The following is an 18,185-nucleotide window of genomic DNA, read 5'->3' as shown; positions in this document are numbered from 1 at the left end:
ACCTGAGAGTCAGTTGTTACTGCCTTTGTTGTCGACGCGGTAGCCGAAGCTGAAACCCACGCCCTGGAACAGCACTACGTCGGCCAGTTGGCGGGCGAGTTCGCCGGCGCTGGCCAGTTTGGTTTTTGGCACGTAAAGCATGTCGTCCGGTTGCAGGTAGGCGATCTGTGGCGCATCGCCCGACAGCGCTTTCTCGACGTCGTAGTTCATGGCCTGCACCTGATTGCCGTTGCGCCGCATGATCACTACCGAATCGAGACGCGCCTTGACGTTGGTACCGCGCGCCAGGGTCAGCGCCTCGAGCACCGACACCGGCCGGCGGATCGGGTACGAGCCCGGTTGAGCGACTTCGCCGAGCACGTAGATCTCGTTGCCGGCGGTGGATTTCAGCAGCACATCCACAGTCATCCGTCCCGGCAATTGCGCGTATTTGCTGTTGAGGAAGGTTTCCAGTTGATTGACCGTCATGCCTTGCAGCGGCACGGCGCCGATTTCCGGAAAACTCGCATAGCCATCGGTGCCGACGGTGATTTCGCGGCTCATGCCGGTGGCCGGGTGGTTCAGCGCACTTTTCAGGTTTTGCTCGTTGCTCAGCGGGCTCAGAATCTGCACCGAAAGCTGATTGCGGTTGGGCTGGAACAGCTGTTTGCGTTGATAGGCGCGCTGGATTTCCTGCCGCGCCTCGTCGCTGGTCAGTCCGGCGATTTTCACCGAGGTGTTGGCGCCCGGCAGTTCGATGGTGCCGTCAGGCAGCACCAGTTGCGTGCCGTTGAGCTGACTGGCGGCGGTGAAGTTCAGGCCGATCTGGTCACCCGACTGCACGCGGTAAGCGTCCGAGCCGCTGGTACTGATGTGGAAAATCACATCCAGCACGTCTTTCGGGCGCAGGGTCTGCTCGACCCTCGGCATGTCGGTGGCTTGCGCATTGGCCGGTGTGGCGGTGAGGATATTCACCGGCATGTTGCGGGTGTCGGAGTTGCTGGAGCAGCCTGCAAGCGGCAGCAACAGCAGGACAAGCATTTTGGCGTTCATGGCGTCATCCTTTGCGTTCGCTTACAGGTTTTTGTAAAGCCATTTGGGCATGTAGTACTTGCGCCGGTTGAACACGCTACCGACCACTTTTGCCCCGGCCTGAGTCAGGCGTTGCACGGCGGCTTGCGCGACTTCCCAGCGAGTATCTTCGGCGCGTACGACAAGCACCACGCCATCGACTTGCGTGCTGATGACCAGCGTGTCGGCGTCGGAGTACACCGCGTCGCCATCGATCACCACAAAGCGGTACTGGCTGCCCAATTGATCAAGCAAAGGGCTCAGACGCTCGGCGGTCAGGTGCTCCAGGGTGCGGATCGGCCGGCCGTTGGGCAGCACGTGGAACGGCAGGCTTGAGACCTGCACCACGCAGTCCTGCAACAGCGGCGGGTTGTCCGGGTTGAACAGCAAATCGCGCAGGCCGCGCTCCTTGCTCAGGTTCAGTTGCTGGGTGAGGTTGCTCGCCGACTGGCTGGCATCGACCAGCAATACCTGGCCGCTGCTCATTTGTGCCAGTTGGCTCGCCAGCGCCATCGCGCTAGTGGTGGTGCCTGAGCCGGGGTTGGCGGCGGTCAGGAACAGGATCCGCAGATCGAGATCCAGCACGGTCGAGGTCAGGTTCGATTCGCTGGGGTTGGCGATGTTCAGGCTTTTGTTGGTTGAACCGTCCATTAGCTTGCTCCGTGGCCGCTGAATACTTTGAAGGGGGTTTTCAACAGAATCTTCAGATCAAGCAGAAGGCTCTGCTCGGCGATGTAGCTGAGGTCCAACTCAACGCGCTGGTCGAAGTCGATATTGCTGCGTCCGGAGATCTGCCACAGGCCGGTCATGCCGGGGTAGATCGCCAGACGCGCGAGGTGATTGTCCTTGTAGCGGTAGGCGTTGAACGAGGTCGGACGCGGGCCGACCAGGCGCATGTCGCCGGTCACTACATTGATCAGGTTGGGCAGTTCATCAAGGCTGGTGCGCCGCAGGAAACCACCGATGCGGGTGATGCGCGGGTCGTGATCGATCTTGAAGTCGATGGCGTCGGCACCGTGCTTGTTGAGGTGACGCAGGGACTCTTTCAAGTCTTCGGCGTTGGCGACCATGGTGCGGAATTTGAACATGCCGAATTTGCGGCCGCGGTAGCCAGTGCGTTTCTGCACGAACATCACTGGACCTGGGCTGCTGAACTTGATGACCAGCGCCAGCCCCAGCAACAGCGGGGAAATCAGCACCAGGATCAGCAGCGCCCCAAGGCAGGCGACCACGCGATTGGTGCGTGACAGTTGCCATGGGCGACCGCCGTCGCGGCCGGTGAACCAGCCGCGACCCTGGCGATGAATCGCCGCGTCGAGACGCATTCGGTGCTCGGGATCCACGCGCTTGTCGCGGCGCATTTCTAGGATCGGTACACCTTTCTCATGTCCAGTCATGGAGTCCTCCACATGAATTCAGCCGCGAACGGCGCGTGGGCGATAGGCAGTGGGGTAGTAGTCGCGGAACCAGGCGATAAAGCGCCCGAGTCCCTCATCCAGCGCTATCCGGGGCTGAAATCCGGTGGCCTGGGCCAGATCGCTGGCCTCGGCGCAAGTGTTGAGCACGTCGCCCGGTTGCAGCGGCAGCAACTCGACAATGGCTTTCTGGCCAAGGTGTTTTTCCATCAGCGCCAGATAGGTTTTCAGCTCGACCGGGTGCTGCCCGCCGATGTTGAACAAGCGCCACGGCGCCATGCTGCTGGCCGGGTCGGGCTGCTCGCGATCCCACTGCGGATTGACCTGCGGTGGCTGCTCGATGAGGCGGGCGATGCTCTCGATGATGTCGTCGATGTAGGTGAAATCGCGCTGGTGCTCGCCGTAGTTGAACAGCTTCAGCGGCGTGCCTTCGCTGATCGCCCGGGCGAACTGGATCGGCGACATGTCTGGCCGGCCCCAAGGCCCGTACACGGTGAAAAAGCGCAGGCCGGTGCAGGGAATGCCGAACAGATGGCTGTAGCTGTGCGCCATCAGTTCATTGGCTTTCTTGGTCGCGGCGTACAGCGACAGCGGATGATTGACGCCGTCCTTCACCGAGTACGGGGTGTGCTGGTTGGCGCCATATACCGAACTCGACGAGGCGTAGATCAGATGCTCGACCGGGTGATGCCGGCAGCTCTCGAGAATGTTGAGGAAACCGTTGAGGTTGCTGTCCAGATAGGCCCGAGGGTTGTCCAGCGAGTAACGCACCCCGGCCTGCGCGGCGAGGTGGATCACCACTTGCGGACGTTCGCGGACAAACAGTGCTTCGATGGCCGAGGCATCGGCCAGGTCAACCGTAGCGAGCTGGAAATCGCCGACCTGCTTGCACACCCACTGCACGCGGTCGTGCTTGAGTTGCGGGTCGTAGTAGGCGTTGAAATTGTCCAGACCGACCACCGCGTGGCCGTCGCGCAGCAGCCGCAACACGCAATGGGCACCAATGAAACCGGCCGCACCGGTGACCAGCACCTTCATGGCCGCAGTCCTTCAGGGGCAATGTGGCGCAGACCGATGCCGCTGTAATGCAGGCCGGCGGCTGCCACTTGTTCCGGGTTGTACAGATTGCGGCCGTCGATGATCACCTTTGAGCGCAGCTTTTCGGCGAGCAACTCGAAATCGACCACGCGGAAGTTTTTCCACTCGGTGCAGATCACCAGTGCATCAGCGTCTTCGAGGGTGTCGTCACGGGTGGCGCACAGGTGCAGGTCGTTGCGATAACCGTAAATGCGTCGGCATTCGGACATGGCTTCCGGGTCGTAAGCCTGCACGCTGGCACCCTCGGCCCACAGCGCATCCATCAGATAACGGCTTGGTGCTTCGCGCATGTCATCGGTGTTCGGTTTGAACGCCAGGCCCCAGATCGCGATGGACTTGCCGGCCAGCCCTTGCGGGAACAGTGCTTTGAGTTTGCTGAAGAGGATGTGCCGCTGCAGGTCGTTGACGTCGGTGACGCTGCGCAGCAGTTTCAGCGGCATGCCGTTGTGTTCGGCGGTGTGCAGCAGGGCGCGCAGGTCCTTGGGAAAGCACGAGCCACCGAAGCCGCAGCCCGGATAGATGAAGTGGTAACCGATGCGCGGATCAGAACCGATGCCTTTGCGTACGGCTTCAATGTCGGCGCCAAGCAGTTCGGTGAGGTTGGCCAATTCATTCATGAAGCTGATGCGGGTAGCGAGCATCGCGTTGGCTGCGTACTTGGTCAGCTCGGCGCTGCGGTTGTCCATGAACATCAGTTTTTCGTGGTTGCGGCAGAACGGTGCGTACAACTCGCTCATCTGCTCGCGGGCGGCGTCGTCGCCGGTGCCGACGATGATCCGGTCCGGGCGCATGCAGTCGGCGAGGGCGCTGCCTTCCTTGAGGAATTCCGGGTTGGAGACCACGCGTACTGTCAGGCTGGTCTTGTCGCGGCGTTGCAGTTCGCTGTTGGCGGTGGCGAGCACTTGATCCGCCGTGCCGACCGGCACCGTGGATTTGATGATCAATGTGCGATCGGCTTCCATGTGCGAGGCGATTTGGCGGGCAACGTTAAGCACGTGACTGAGGTCGGCAGAGCCATCCTCATCGGCTGGGGTGCCGACGGCGATGAAGATCAGCTCGGCATGCTCGACCGCGTCGCTGGCCTGGGTGCTGAACAGCAGACGGCCGGCCTTGATGTTTTCCTCAAGTGTGCTGGACAAACCGGGCTCGCTAATGGGCGGCACTGCTTGTTGCAGTTGTTTAATCTTGTTTGGGTCAATATCCACGCATAAAACGCGATGACCGACATCTGCAAGTGCGGCGGCTTGTATAAGTCCGACATAGCCAGTGCCAAATACGCTCACGTCCATCTGCGCACCTCAGTAACACCAAAAGTTAACTACGGAATGAGATTGTTAAAGGGGTATAGCGCAGCGTTTGAAAAGCGTGTCAGCAAAATGACATGTTGCATCTGTATAACACTTAAGCAATTTTTGGCGATTGGCCATCAAGTCATTGCTGCGATTGAATTTGTTGCTTTTGTGCAGATTTGTTCAGATTTTAAATAAGCGATAAACGGTCGTAAGCCGCTAATTTAAAGGCTTGTAGCGTCTTGGCTGTGTCAGATTTGAGTCACCGTTTTTTTGACGCTTTCTACAAAAAACAGTCAATTCTTGCGCTTTGATGGTCGGGTGCTAGTGTCAGGTTCTGACTGACAAACCTTTGACTCCTGCCGTTTTGCCCGATCGGTATCGCCATGTTCAGATATGCCAAAGAATTGTTCTTAATTGTTTATTTGTTGATTTATTCCGAATATTACATTGATCGGTTAAATGCTATCGGCCTCGGTTTTGCTGTACTTCTTTTTGGCGCGATGTTTTTGGCGCTTACTTTTGCGTTATATCTAATGGCGTATATTAGGCAGACTCTCATTCGCCACGTGTTCGCATTGGCAATGTTCGTCTCGGCAGTGTTTTTCGATGTCTATACCCGGGTCACGGCGGATTACCTGACCTACAGCGGTTTCGTCTCATTGGTTTACTCCGGCGGTTTCATCCAGGAAGCGGCGTACCAGTACCGCGACGCGATCCTGCGTGGCGTGCTCAGCGGTTTGCTGTTGCTGTTCGGCATCGGTTTGAAGCCCCGCCATGGGCTGGCAATTCCGAACGTGTTGCGGGTGGCGGCGCCGTTGTGCGGTGTGTTGCTGCTCAGTGCCGTGCTGTTCTTGCGAGCGGGTGAGGGCGCGCGGGGCTTGCCGATCATGTACACGCCGCTGGCCTATCTGAACCTGTTTGCCTATGAAGCTCTGCACAACACCGTCGGCCCTCGTGAGCCGGTGACGCTGGCGCGTAACTCGCAAGCCGTCGGCCATGACATCGTGCTGATCATCGATGAAAGCATCTCCGGCAATTATCTGGACATCAACGCGCCGTTCGGCGTGCACAGCAACCTCAAACAAGCGCGTCCCGGCGTCGATATCTTCAATTACGGCTACGCGGCGTCCATCGCCAATTGCAGCGCCGACACCAACGTAACCCTGCGCTACGGCGGCACCCGCGCCGATTACATGCGCATCAACACAACGTTGCCATCGATCTGGCAGTACGCCAAAAAGGCCGGGCTGCGCACCGTCTACATCGACGCCCAGCGCACCGCCGGCAATCTGCAGAATCTAATGACCGATACCGAAAAGAAGGACATCGACCAGTTCGTGCAATTCGACCAGACCAGCGTGCGCGATCGCGATATGGCGGCAGCGGCGAAGCTGATCGAATTGCTCAACGATGACCAGCCGCAGCTGGTGGTGATCAACAAGGTCGGCGCGCACTTCCCGGTGCATGACAAATACCCGGATGCGTTCATGGCCTACCGCCCGACTTTGCCGCGCGGGCAATTCACCGAGGTGGCGGATACCGGCGAGCGCAACGGCTTCAATGGCCAGCCGGATGATTGGGTGCTGTACCGCAACGCCTACAAGAACACCGTGTTGTGGAACGTCGGCGAGTTTTTCGCGCGGGTATTCGCGAAGGGCAATCTGAACAATGCGTTGCTGATCTATACGTCTGATCATGGCCAGGATTTGCATGAGCGCGGTAATCCGGGGTTGAACACACATTGCGGTGGCGATCCGGTGGAAGAGGAGGGCCTGGTACCGTTGGTGGTGATTTCCGGCAGCGAGCTGAAGACGCTGGACTGGTCGGCGCAACTGGCGGCGAACAAGGATCGTTCCAGTCACTACAACATCTTCCCGACGCTGTTGCAGTTGATGGGCTATGACCTGGCGGGAATCGAGGCTGTATATGGCAAGCCACTGAGTGTCGCGACGGCGGACGAGTTCACCTTCAACTACCGCTTCAATGCACGGTTGGGGGCCAAGCCTGAGTGGAAACACATTGATCTGGGCAGTATTGTCACGCCGTCGCAGGCGCCGGCGAGTGTGGCGGCGGGACAGTGAGTTTTGGTTTTTCCGGGTTGACGCTTTCGCGAGCAGGCTCGCTCCCACTTTGAAATGCGATCAACCTGTGGGAGCGAGCTTGCTCGCGAAGGGGCCATTTGCTTCAACGCAAGATTCAGGTCTGTCATCGCCATCCGCTATCCTTGCCCCACACTGACCGATCAGGTGGCGGCATGCTTCGTGTTGAAAACGTCTTCAAAAGCTATCTCACCCCGCAAGGCCCATTGCCGGTGCTGCAAGGCATCGACCTGACGCTCGAATCCGGCGGGAGCCTGGCGCTGATGGGCGAATCCGGCAGTGGCAAAAGCACGTTGCTGCACCTGGTGGCCGGCCTCGACAAAGTCGACAGCGGCAGCATCCGCAGCGGCGAGCATCGATTGGAAACGATGAACGAAGCGCAACTGGCCAACTGGCGGCGAACGGAAATCGGTCTGGTGTTCCAGCAGTTCAACCTGATCGGCAGTTTGCGCGTCGAAGACAATCTGGCCTTTCAGGCGCGCCTCGCCGGGCGTCATGAGCCGCGTTGGCAGGCGCACCTGGTGCAACGCCTGGGCCTGGGCGATTTGCTCAAGCGCTATCCCGAGCAACTTTCCGGTGGTCAGCAACAGCGAGTCGCATTGGGCCGGGCGCTGGCGTCGCAGCCGAAATTACTGCTGGCCGATGAGCCCACCGGCAGCCTCGATGAGGCAACCAGTGATGAAGTGCTGCGCTTGTTGCTGGAGTTGCTCGATGACACGCCCACTACATTGTTGATGGTCACTCACAGCCAGCGGGTTGCGGCGCGATTGGCGCAGCGAGTGGTGTTATCCAACGGACGGCTGACGTGATCGTCTTTGCGCAAACGCTACGTGCGCTGCTCAGTCATTGGCGGCGCCATCCGGTGCAGTTTTTCAGCGTGCTGACCGGGTTGTGGCTGGCGACCAGTCTGCTCACCGGCGTCGAAGCGTTGAACAGTCAGGCACGCGACAGCTACGCACGGGCCAGCCAGTTGATCGGCGGCGAACCGCAGGCCAGTCTCAGCACGCCGAACGGGGCGACTTTTGCGCAGCAATGGTTCGTTGATCTGCGTCGACAGGGCTGGCCGGTGTCGCCGCTGTTGCAGGGCCGGTTGCTGCTTGAGGGCCATGAAGATCAGCGCTTGCAACTGATGGGCATCGAGCCGGTGTCATTGCCGGCGGATTCCGCAGTGGCCGGGCAGGCGCTGCCGATCGAACGGGTTGTCGAGTTTTTCACGCCGCCGGGCAGCACGTGGATTTCACCGGAAACTCTGCAAGCGCTGGATCTGCGTGAAGGCGACACGCCGCAAACGGCTAATGGTCTGCGATTGCCGCCGTTACTCGCGCAAAAGGACATGGCGCCCGGCCTGTTGCTGGTGGACATCGGCGTTGCGCAAACCTTGCTCGATCAGCCTGGCCAACTCTCGCGGCTATTGCTGCCCAAGGATTTCCACGCCGAGTTGCCCGCCGTGTTCAAGGGTCAGTTGCAGCTCAAAAGCAGTGGCGAGGAAAACAATCTGGCGCGGCTGACCGAAAGCTTTCACCTGAATCTCGATGCGCTGGGATTTCTCTCGTTCGTGGTCGGTTTGTTCATTGTCCACGCCGCCATCGGGCTGGCGCTTGAGCAACGGCGCGGTCTGCTGCGTACGCTGCGCGCCTGCGGGGTCAGCGCGCAAATGTTGATTTTCTGCTTGATCGTTGAGCTGGGTGTGCTGGCACTGATCGGCGGACTATTCGGCGTGATCAGCGGCTATTGGTTGGCCAGTGTCTTGCTGCCGGATGTCGCCGCCAGCCTGCGCGGATTGTACGGCGCCGAAGTGGCAGGGCAGTTGCGCCTCAGCCCCTGGTGGTGGTTCAGCGGCATTGGCTTGAGCCTGCTCGGCGCTTTGTTGGCCGGGGCCAATAGTCTGCTGCGCGCCGCCCGTTTGCCGTTGCTGGCGGTGGCCGATCCGCAAGCCTGGCATCAGCAATATGCGCGCTGGTTGCGCCGTCAGGGCTGGCTGGCAGCCTCGTTGGGTTTGATTGCGTTGGCGGCATTGATCTGGGGCGACAGTCTGGCCAGTGGTTTTGTCCTGATGGCCGGATTGCTGATCGGCGCCGCATTGGCGCTGCCGGTGTTGCTCAGCGCGCTGTTGAATCAGTTGCTCGGTCGCAGTCGCTCGGTGCTGGGTCAGTGGTTTCTCGCCGACTGCCGTCAGCAATTGCCGGCACTGAGCCTGGCGCTGATGGCGTTGCTCTTGGCGCTCGCAGCCAATATTGGTGCGGGCAGCATGACCGCCGGTTTTCGCCAGACCTTCAACGACTGGCTAGAACAACGCCTGAGTGCCGAGTTGTATATCAACCCGAGCAATCCGGCACAGTCGCGGGAAATGTACAGCTGGCTCAAGCAGCAGCCGAACGTCGCGGCGATTCTGCCCAACTGGCAGGTCGCGGTGACGTTGCAAGGCTGGCCGGCGGAGGTGTTCGGCATCATCGATCACGCGCATTATCGCCAGCACTGGCCGTTGCTGGATGTCAGTGGCAGCGACCCGTGGGCGCATCTGGCCACCGACGATGCGGTGATGCTCAGTGAACAACTGGCGCGTCGACTGAAGTTGCGGGCGGGAGACCGACTGACGATTCCTGCGCCGAATGGTGCGTGGTCGCCGCGCATCGTCGGCATCTACGCCGACTACGGCAATCCCAAGGGGCACTTGCTGGTCAACATCAACCACCTGCTGCGCGGCTGGCCGCAACTGACGCCGAACCGTTTCAACCTGCGCATCGAACTGCAGAACATTCCGGAATTTTTAGCTGCATTGCAGGCGCGCTTTCAACTGGATGACAGCCGCATCGTCGATCAGGCGCGGCTCAAGGGCTGGTCTGTGCAGGTTTTCGAACGCACCTTTGCGGCGACGGCGGCTTTGAACAGTTTGACGCTGGCGGTGGCGGGTGTGGCGCTGTTCATCAGCCTGCTGACCCAGAGTCAAAGTCGCCTCGGCCAACTCGCACCGCTGTGGGCGTTGGGCGTAACGCGGCGGCAATTGATGCTGCTCAATCTCGGGCAGACCTGGCTGCTGGCGGTGCTGACGCTGGTGTTGGCGTTGCCGCTGGGGATCGCGCTGGCATGGTGTCTGGACGCGGTGATCAACGTGCAAGCGTTTGGCTGGCGGTTGCCGTTGCGGGTGTTTCCGTGGCAATTGCTGCAGTTGATGGGGTTGGCGTTGCTGGCGACGTTGCTGGCGTCGGCATGGCCGCTGTACTCGCTGTACCGCACGCAACCGGCGGACCTGCTGAGGACGTTTGCCCATGAAGATTAATCTGGTTGTGCTCATGGTTTTGTTGCTGCTCGGCGGTTGCGATCAATCGGCGCCGGAGCAAAAGGGCTTCGCCGGGATGGGCGATCAGGCGTTGGCATTTACGCCGGTGGTGCCGGGGCGGGGTTTCAGTTTTCCGGCGGATCACGGTGCGCATGACGGTTTTCGCATTGAGTGGTGGTACGTCACCGCCAATCTCAAGGATCAGCAGGGCAATGAATTCGGCGTGCAGTGGACCTTGTTTCGCAGTGCTTTGAAACCCGTGGCGGAGCAGGCGGGGTGGGGCAATCAGACGATCTGGCTGGGGCATGCGGCGGTGACGTCCAGCACGGTGCATCACGCTGCCGAACGTTATGCGCGAGGCGGGGTGGGGCAGGCGGGTGTGCAACTCGCACCGTTCGAGGCGTGGATTGATGATTGGCGGTTTGCCAGTCAGGCGCAGGATCCTCTGAGCGATATACAACTCAGCGCTCGCGATAAGGATTTCGCCTATCAACTGCACCTCACGTCCAGTCGTCCGTTGGTGTTGCAGGGTGACAAGGGTTTCAGCCAGAAATCCGAAGAAGGTCAGGCGTCGTATTACTACAGTCAGCCGTTTTTTCAGGCCAGCGGAACGTTGCAGATTGACGGCCACAGCTACACTGTCAGCGGCCCCGCGTGGCTCGATCGCGAATGGAGCAGCCAGCCGCTGACCGCCAATCAAACCGGTTGGGACTGGTTCTCCCTGCACCTGGACAGCGGCGAACACGTGATGCTGTACCGCATGCGCCAGAAGGACGGCGCGCCGTATCTCACCGGCACCTGGATCGCCGCCGACGGCCAGACGCAAACCCTGCGCCGTTCGCAGATCCAGCTCACCCCGCAAGACACCGCCACAGTCGCCGGCCGGGCGATGCTGGTGAAATGGTCGATCAGCATCCCCGACAAACACCTCGACATCACCCTCGATGCGCTCAACCCCAACGCCTGGATGAACCTGCGCATCCCATACTGGGAAGGTCCGGTGCGCATTCGCGGGAGCCATCCCGGCCAGGGCTATCTGGAAATGACCGGGTACTGAAAAATATCCACAAATCCCTGTAGGAGCTGCCGAAGGCTGCGATCTTTTGATTTTGCTTTTAAAAAACAAGATCAAAAGATCGCAGCCTTCGGCAGCTCCTACAAAGGATCGGTTTGAACTCGACTTACTGTGTTGTCCTCTACAGAGAAACCTGTCGAGGATTAGCCATGAGCGACGACCTGCAACCCCCAGACATGACCACCTGGCAGCGCCTTTTCGACGACCAGACCTACTGGCAGCAATCCCCCGACGCACATTACTTCGATCTGCAACGCATCGCCGACGACATGCTCGGCCAAGGCGCCATCGACCTTGAGCAATGGCAGATCCTGCGCGCCAAGGCCGATGACCTGCACAAGGATTCCCCCGCGATCAACGTCACCCGTGAACTCGACGACCCCGAAGCCTGAGGACTGCCCCATGAAACCGATCACCCAAGGCGAACATCCCGACGAACCCCGGCCACCTGGCGAGACCGAACGCGACAACGACGCCCTGCGGCCCACCGACCCGAAACAGCGTGAAAACACTGGCAAAGGCACGCCCAGCGGCGAATCCACCGCGCAAGACACCGCAAAACAACAGACCACCTCGACACAAACCAAAGCCAAGCCCTGAACAGCGTCTATGCTCAGTGGCACATTCGGCGTCGACTGCACGTTGGCGTCGGGTGCTGCCATATTCATCACAGGGAAAGTATTGCTTATGAAGCTCGACGCACTGGCCAAGGCCATCACCCTCGCAACCGTACTGTCCGCCACCAGCTTCGGCGCCATGGCTGCCGATATTCCGCTGTCCGCCACTGTTGAAGCAGATAAGGTCACCACCAAAGTGATCTCCGTCGATGCCGCCAACCATCAGGTTGTGCTCGAAGGCGCCGAAGGCAAGCCGGTTCATGTTCAGCTCAGCGACAAGGCGAAAAACCTCGCCAATCTCAAGGCCGGCGATCAGGTCAGCATCGAAGTGCAGCGCTCCGTCGCCGCTTACCTCGACACCGATGTGGATAAAGGTCTGCCTGGCACCACCGAACGTACCGGTGAGCTACGTAAGGCTCCGGGCAGCGATAACCCCGGTGGCGAGGCGTACCGCCAGGTTCAGGTGCAACTGAAAATCACCAAAATTGATTTGAAGACAAATCAGGTGACCCTGCAAAACCCGGCGGGCGTATCGAAAGTTCTCGACGTGAAAAAGCCTGAAATTCAAGCCAAGCTGAAAGATCTGAAAGAAGGGCAGAGCGTTATTGTCACTTACACCGATATCTTGAAAGTGACTAGTCAACACGAAAGTTGAGCATTAGCTCTACAGAATGATTGTTCTTGTACAGGTTTATGTATGAGAACAATCATATAAAAAAGTCTGTCGGAAGTTTCCCGGTAAATATCGGGGGTACACATTTTTTAACTTTCTGGTACATAAATTTCATGTTTAAGCATGAGGACATATCTGCCAACTTCCATTAAAATCCCTCCCGTTCGCCCAGTGTCAGGGCTCTTTACCGGTGCATGGATTGCCAGGCCATTACACTGGGCGAACACCTCTATGGAGTAGGAGTAGTTGTATACAATTTCTGCAAACAAAAAGGGCGACTGTAAAGTCGCCCTTTTTGTTTGCAGTGAATTAAACCGAGGTTTGCCCTTCAGGCTTGCTGCCCTTGAAAGCGCTTCAACGTCGCCTGATACATTTTCGTCCTGCGGTGATTTTTCCCGTAGGTGCCTGCAGCGGCGACGGTTCCTGACTGGATGTGGTCCAGATAACTGAAAATCTTGCGCGGCGACAAAAACTTGATGCCATAGCCCAGGCTGCTCATTCGATCTTGCAGCGCATAACCCGGCACCTGCTCATCCATGCAGAAGTGCAAGCCTTGGGACTTCATCAAACGCGCATTCCACAATGTACAGAAACTTTTCAGATGGGTTTCTTTGTAAGGTCTTGGCATTTTCGAGCGCACGCCCAGACGCACTTTTGCTTTGCGAACATAGTGCTTGCAAAAGCGCGAAGTTAGTCGCCACGTATCACGCAAAACTCCCCGATTGAGTTGTTCGACACAACCGACTGCGGCCATGTCCGGAGTTTTCGTGCACTCGCGCATCATCATGGCAAACACCTCCTTGTCGTAGACAAAGGTGTCGGTGTGCAACAGAAAAAGATAATCGGTGTCGACTTTTTCCAGCGCCAGATCCAGTGCTTTACCGTGCGCAATATGGCCGGCTTCCTTGCCCGGCGAAGGCCGTTCGATCAAGTTGATCCAGTCGAGCGAACGCAAGTAATCCAGACTCGCATCCGCCGAATCGTTATCCACCACCCACACCGGAATGCGTTGCTCCTGGACGTGCTCACGCAAAAGCTCGAGGCACATACGGGTGATGTCCGGGGTTTTGTAATTTACCAAGACAAGGCTGAAATTCGACGCTGGCTGGGTTGGTAAATCAAACGCTTTCATGTCGGAAGGACTCATCTGCGATTCAAAGGCAACAGGTTTCATGGCCGCGATCGTAGCGAGGCAACCTTAGTCGAACCTTAATTTGCGGATGTGACGGTAGATGTATGCCGAAGAGAGGCGGTTGGTCTTATGAAATGCATGGGGTGCTGCCGGTCATTACCGGATAAAATGCGCGCCCCTCTCACGTTCAAGGAAGAAACGGCGCACGCCGTTGTGTCACGGATGAAACCACTTTCCCTCTACCACCCGGCCTTGTACTGGCTGCGCGTGTGGCAAAAAAGACTGTTCCGCCAGATCGCCTGGCACTGTTCCAGCAAACGCTACGCACGCCCCGTCGCTACAGCCGAGCGTCTACCGTTTCGCTACCTCAAACACACCTCGAAGCTCATCCGCAAACTCGGCGACTCCGACCTCGCCCTGCAACACAACAAAGTCATCAACCTCAAACTCGCCGTCGCCGCCATCGACGGCGTCATCATCGCCCCCGGCGAACACTTCTCCTTCTGCCGTCTGGTCGGCCGCCCGACCTTGAAGCGCGGCTACGTTGAAGGCATGGAACTGTCTTTCGGCGAGGCACGACGCGGGGTAGGCGGTGGCATCTGCCAACTGAGCAACCTGATTCACTGGATGGCCATTCATTCGCCGTTGGTAGTGGTCGAACGCTCCAACCACAGCTTCGACCCGTTTCCGGATGAGGGGAGGGTGCTGCCGTTCGGGTCCGGGGCGGCGATTTTCTACAACTACGTTGATCTGGTGCTGCACAACCCGACGGATCGGAGCTTTCAGTTGAAGTTGAACGTAGGCGAGACACAACTCGAAGGGGAGTTGTTGTGTGATCGGGTGAGGGAGTATCGCTATCACGTGTTTCAAGAGGCGCATCGGTTTGTGCGGGAGGGGGCGCGGGTGTATCGGGAGAATGAGATTTGGCGGGAAGTGCGGGAGAAGGGGCAGGTTGGGGAGTTGGTGGAGAGGGTGAGGTTGTATCGGAATCGGGTGGTGGTTAAGTACGACGTGGACGAGCGGATGTTCGAAGCGAGCTAGTATTTTGCGCAAGATTTTCGTTGGAATTTTTAAGCCACAAGGAAGTAACAAATGATCAAGCGTTTCAAAACTGTCGGTACGGCGGGCACGGCACTTTTTTCACTGTTCATCACCTGTAATACGTGGGCACAAGCGCCGCGTGATTACTACGACGGCATGAAGGCAGGGAAGTGCGCGCCAAATTCTGAGCGGCTGCATGAACAAGCGGTCGCAGGTGATCTCGACGCGCAGACGCAGTTTGGCAAAGCCATTCAGGAGAACCTCTGCGGGGTGGTTGAGCAGTGGTCACCGGGCATGCCGGAAGTGTGGTTTCGCAAAGCTGCAGAGCAAGGTAATGCTGAAGCGCAAGTCGGATTGGCTGAGGAACTTCGTTGGGATCGAAGCGTTGAGGGTGAAGACGCAAGTGTTTACTGGGATTTGAAAGCTGCGGAGCAGGGGAACGCCAAAGCGCAGTTCAGTTTGGCGCAGATCTACCATCGCGGTGGCCGATCGATCAAAAATCTCAAGGACATGGACAAAGCATTAGCGTACTACCACCAATCCGCCGAAGGTGGATATCCCTCAGCCTACATGCTGCTGGCAAGCCTTTATGAGAAAGGGGACGGAGTTACACAGGATGATGTTGTTGCCGCTCAGTGGTATCGCAAACTGGCTGAAACCGGTGACGATTACGGACAGCTGAACCTCGCGGAGATGATTGCCGCAGGACGTGGTGTGGACAAGGATGAAGCTCTGGCATTTTCCTGGTTTGGCAAGTCGGCTGCGCTCGGCAATAAGTACGCGCAGTATGAAATGGCGCAAATGCTTGAACAGGGGCGAGGCACCGTAAAAAAACAACGTGAAGCGGCCAAGCTTTACCGCAAGTCTGCGGATGCAGATTTTGGCAACGCGCAGTTAGCGCTTGGGAAAATGTACGCACAAGGACGTGGCGGCTTGCCAAAAAGCAAATCCAAGGCCGAGTACTGGATGCTCAAAGCAATTGATCGCGGTGCTCCGGGAGCTAAAGAAGAGCTGCAAAAGCTTTAATGTGCAAAGGAAGGGTATCTTGATTTGAAAGAGGGCGATCATGGGATCGCCCTTTTTTTATTTGGATAAATCAGACTTCTTGTCGCCAAGCAGACAGCGTGATCACTGTGCCTTCGTCTTTTCTATTACTGATTTCAATCTTGTAGGTGCCGCCACCAATATAGCCTTCAACGAGTGCCTTTCTCGGGTTGCCGCTGATTTCGGCATCCTTCGCATGCTGCTGATAGAAGTCGATGACGTCCGCGTACTCTGTAAAAGTCCGGAGAATGACTTCGAACTCATGTTGTGGACGGCCGGCTATTTTGTCCCAGTCACCTTCAATCGGCGTGCCCTCCATCCCCGGTGTCGTGAAAACACCGTGTGCGCCAGCACCGATCAGGTGAGCCCGCTGCGGAAGCATCGCCAGCATGGCTTTGGGAAAGTCGGAAGGTAACTGTGCCGCTGTCCACGCTCCCTGTTCCGGTTTGGTTGCAGCGTATTCAACGCTGGCAATTTTCTGCGCGGCGGCTCGGCGTTCCGGATCATCACTTTCCGCCCATATCGCCATCATGGGAGGCAGTTGCTTGCTCCAGCCAATCAAAGATTCGGCATCAGCTTGTTTAGCGCCTTGCGGTTGGAAAATGGTCAGCACGGTTTGCGGGGCATCGTTACAGGTCAAAGCCTCCTCACGCGACTTGACCGTGCAGTGGCCATTGACCAGCCCGACAGCGACCAACTGGCCCTTGTCGTTAAGCAACAATGCGCCGCGCTCAAACCCATTGTTGCCATCATCCATGGCAGTAATCATTTTGCTGCCGGCAGGCACACCGTCCGCAAACATCGACATTTCCGAATCAAGCGCTTCCAGAACTTGCTGCACAATCATTGTGTTGTCGTTGGTGTAGCTACCGGTTTGATAACCAAAAAAATCGACCAGTGCTGAGCGCACCGCTGGATCCTGGTTGAGCTTTGGCGCGCGTTCTGCGGCGGGTTCGTTTGAAAGTAACAGGGCAGTGGTGCCGTCGGGGCGTTGTTCGGAGCGAAGGGACAGTGCAGTCGCATTAAGGGAGAAGGTGAGGGCGAGGAGGATGGAAAATGGGCGATTCAGGAGTTTCAAGGGTACAGTCCTTTGATTGTTCAGTCCGGGGGAGTAGAGGTTAAACAACGAGATTTCTCAGGGGCTGCCTGCGGTTCTCTCGTTTTTTCTAAAGCAAATACCAGGCTTGTCGGGATTAAAGTTTTTAGTCCTCGTTGAGCCACTCGGCATTTTGCACCATGGCTTCTTCTAGCCACTTATCGAAGTTAGCGTAGGTGGCGTGAAGTTCCCAGCCCTCTGACGCATAAGCATGAATTATCAACACATGGGGCTGCCCAGAAAAATCATCTCCATCAAAACACGCGATGTCATCATTCGCGTTGAATTTGGCAAATGGGATCAATGTGCGTTTTGGATAAAGCTGTTTGAGTGTTTTGTACCAGTTGCTGATTGTACCTTCGTTGTATACCAGCAGCCACCAAGGCTCGATATCTGTTTCTGGTTCAATGGATGCAAAATGCAGGAAGTTTGTAGGGTATGGGTAGGCCGGTAGGCCTTCGATGTTGAGATGGATTTGCATAAGTAATTAATCAGGAGAAACCACGTTTAGAGCGCGGAAAGATTGATGGCCGTTCGGGGTAGACCACCTTCAGACAAAATAAAACGTGGCCTGCTCCCCTGTTGCACTTTTACTATTTCAGTTGGTGACTGAATTTCTCATCCAGCCCAAAGCTTTCATCTTGAATTAAAAAAAGGGCAGATTTTTTATCAGTAGAAAATAAATCTGTCCCTTTGTGATCCCCTTTTTTCTCTATCTGTATTTCATGCTTCGATCATGAATGATTCAATCTTCTTAATGAATTCCATCTTGCTTTTAGTTCTGAATTCGCCGAGAAAAACTTCGGAGTTTTTCACCGGTTTTCCTTTGTGATCATATTCGATTTTTAGGAAATCAATTACAAACTCTCCGTCGGGGTCTCCCTCTGGTTCTACTCTAGAATCGAAGCAGTGCCCACTACTACGCCTTACGCCCCCTAATAGTACTGAGGAGGTGAACCAGTCGTTAGTTTCCGGGGTTAACTCAACCTCAAAAAAGTTGTTGATCGTTATTGTCCAGCCGCTTGGTACTCGAATTGGTTGAAGTTCGTACTTTAGCTTGGGTCTCATTTTACATTGCCCATGTATTTTTTAACTTGTTCGGGTGAGGCTGGAAAGCTGTGTATGACAGGTTCGCCAGCTTTTGAAAGTTCAATCCTAACCCAGTTTGTTAGCTCGCCATTATTGTAGCCAACGGGGGTTTCTGATCTATAAAACATATATCTTGTGTTGTTAAGGGGCAGGCCACTATAAATAGCGATAAATAGGGGGGTTTCTA

18 protein-coding genes are annotated in these 18,185 nt (G+C 57.1%); 9 read left to right on the top strand and 9 right to left on the bottom strand.

The genetic code is table 11. The features are described from left to right. Positions 1-9: 9 nt before the first annotated feature. Genes F8N44_RS14755 through F8N44_RS14735 form a run of 5 tightly spaced genes read right to left on the bottom strand, consistent with a single transcriptional unit; the run spans position 10 to position 4,852 of the window. Complete coding sequence (locus tag F8N44_RS14755) at positions 10-1,032, bottom strand: polysaccharide biosynthesis/export family protein (RefSeq protein ID WP_150650794.1); 1,023 nt, start codon at positions 1,030-1,032, stop codon at positions 10-12. Positions 1,033-1,053: 21 nt separating this feature from the next. Further along, positions 1,054-1,701: a CpsD/CapB family tyrosine-protein kinase gene (locus F8N44_RS14750; protein WP_150650793.1), complete on the bottom strand. Its 648-nt coding sequence runs from the start codon at positions 1,699-1,701 to the stop codon at positions 1,054-1,056. Beyond that, positions 1,701-2,447 (bottom strand): sugar transferase, encoded by a 747-nt coding sequence (locus tag F8N44_RS14745; protein WP_150650792.1) that lies wholly within the window; start codon positions 2,445-2,447, stop codon positions 1,701-1,703. Before F8N44_RS14745 ends, F8N44_RS14750 begins: the two co-directional genes overlap by 1 nt. A gap of 18 nt (positions 2,448-2,465) precedes the next feature. Further along, on the bottom strand, positions 2,466-3,503 hold the full coding sequence (locus F8N44_RS14740) for an NAD-dependent epimerase (protein WP_150650791.1): 1,038 nt from the start codon (positions 3,501-3,503) through the stop codon (positions 2,466-2,468). Continuing rightward, a complete protein-coding gene (locus F8N44_RS14735) occupies positions 3,500-4,852 on the bottom strand; it encodes a UDP-glucose dehydrogenase family protein (protein WP_150650790.1) in 1,353 nt (450 codons plus the stop codon). The genes F8N44_RS14740 and F8N44_RS14735 overlap by 4 nt, the downstream gene beginning before the upstream one ends. Positions 4,853-5,238: 386 nt before the next feature. On the opposite strand from F8N44_RS14735, the gene F8N44_RS14730 reads away from it, so the two are divergent. The 7 genes from F8N44_RS14730 (at position 5,239) to F8N44_RS14700 (ending at position 12,578) form a co-directional block, all read left to right on the top strand. Next, positions 5,239-6,936: a sulfatase-like hydrolase/transferase gene (locus F8N44_RS14730; protein WP_150650789.1), complete on the top strand. Its 1,698-nt coding sequence runs from the start codon at positions 5,239-5,241 to the stop codon at positions 6,934-6,936. Between the two features lie 173 nt (positions 6,937-7,109). Beyond that, the gene (locus F8N44_RS14725; RefSeq protein ID WP_150650788.1) at positions 7,110-7,763 is read left to right on the top strand and encodes an ABC transporter ATP-binding protein; all 654 of its coding nucleotides are present in this window, start codon (positions 7,110-7,112) and stop codon (positions 7,761-7,763) included. Then, positions 7,760-10,231 carry an FtsX-like permease family protein gene (locus tag F8N44_RS14720; protein WP_150650787.1) on the top strand — a complete coding sequence of 824 codons (2,472 nt, stop codon included), beginning with the start codon at positions 7,760-7,762 and terminating at the stop codon, positions 10,229-10,231. The genes F8N44_RS14725 and F8N44_RS14720 overlap by 4 nt, the downstream gene beginning before the upstream one ends. Next, positions 10,221-11,288, top strand: a complete 1,068-nt coding sequence (locus tag F8N44_RS14715) for a lipocalin-like domain-containing protein (protein ID WP_150650786.1) — start codon at positions 10,221-10,223, stop codon at positions 11,286-11,288. Before F8N44_RS14720 ends, F8N44_RS14715 begins: the two co-directional genes overlap by 11 nt. A gap of 167 nt (positions 11,289-11,455) precedes the next feature. Further along, positions 11,456-11,698, top strand: a complete 243-nt coding sequence (locus tag F8N44_RS14710; protein WP_150650785.1) for a hypothetical protein — start codon at positions 11,456-11,458, stop codon at positions 11,696-11,698. 10 nt (positions 11,699-11,708) lie between these two features. After that, positions 11,709-11,906, top strand: coding sequence for a hypothetical protein (locus tag F8N44_RS14705; RefSeq protein WP_150650784.1), 198 nt, complete (start codon positions 11,709-11,711; stop codon positions 11,904-11,906). A gap of 87 nt (positions 11,907-11,993) precedes the next feature. Continuing rightward, positions 11,994-12,578, top strand: a complete 585-nt coding sequence (locus F8N44_RS14700) for a hypothetical protein (protein WP_150650783.1) — start codon at positions 11,994-11,996, stop codon at positions 12,576-12,578. Between the two features lie 346 nt (positions 12,579-12,924). Here the strand turns inward: F8N44_RS14700 and F8N44_RS14695 are convergent, their stop codons facing one another. After that, entirely contained in the window at positions 12,925-13,728 is an 804-nt protein-coding gene (locus F8N44_RS14695) for a glycosyltransferase family 2 protein (RefSeq protein WP_150650782.1), read from the bottom strand. Between the two features lie 222 nt (positions 13,729-13,950). Between F8N44_RS14695 and F8N44_RS14690 the strand changes: the two genes are divergently transcribed. Beyond that, positions 13,951-14,769, top strand: coding sequence for a VanW family protein (locus F8N44_RS14690; protein WP_150650781.1), 819 nt, complete (start codon positions 13,951-13,953; stop codon positions 14,767-14,769). Between the two features lie 51 nt (positions 14,770-14,820). Next, on the top strand, positions 14,821-15,795 hold the full coding sequence (locus F8N44_RS14685; protein ID WP_150650780.1) for a tetratricopeptide repeat protein: 975 nt from the start codon (positions 14,821-14,823) through the stop codon (positions 15,793-15,795). A gap of 70 nt (positions 15,796-15,865) precedes the next feature. Here the strand turns inward: F8N44_RS14685 and F8N44_RS14680 are convergent, their stop codons facing one another. The 3 genes from F8N44_RS14680 to F8N44_RS14670 all read right to left on the bottom strand — a co-directional run bounded on the left by F8N44_RS14680 (position 15,866) and on the right by F8N44_RS14670 (position 17,977). Further along, on the bottom strand, positions 15,866-16,891 hold the full coding sequence (locus F8N44_RS14680; RefSeq protein WP_150650779.1) for a hypothetical protein: 1,026 nt from the start codon (positions 16,889-16,891) through the stop codon (positions 15,866-15,868). A 124-nt stretch (positions 16,892-17,015) separates the two neighbouring features. Beyond that, positions 17,016-17,390 carry an SMI1/KNR4 family protein gene (locus F8N44_RS14675; RefSeq protein ID WP_150650778.1) on the bottom strand — a complete coding sequence of 125 codons (375 nt, stop codon included), beginning with the start codon at positions 17,388-17,390 and terminating at the stop codon, positions 17,016-17,018. Positions 17,391-17,632: 242 nt separating this feature from the next. Continuing rightward, positions 17,633-17,977 (bottom strand): hypothetical protein, encoded by a 345-nt coding sequence (locus F8N44_RS14670; protein ID WP_150650777.1) that lies wholly within the window; start codon positions 17,975-17,977, stop codon positions 17,633-17,635. Positions 17,978-18,185: the final 208 nt, after the last annotated feature.

The sequence above is a fragment of the Pseudomonas fluorescens genome (assembly GCF_902497745.1).
Taxonomy (GTDB): domain Bacteria; phylum Pseudomonadota; class Gammaproteobacteria; order Pseudomonadales; family Pseudomonadaceae; genus Aquipseudomonas; species Aquipseudomonas fluorescens_BM.
The sequence above is the reverse complement of the archived record's forward strand: the minus strand, read 5'-3'. Positions and strand labels throughout refer to the sequence as shown.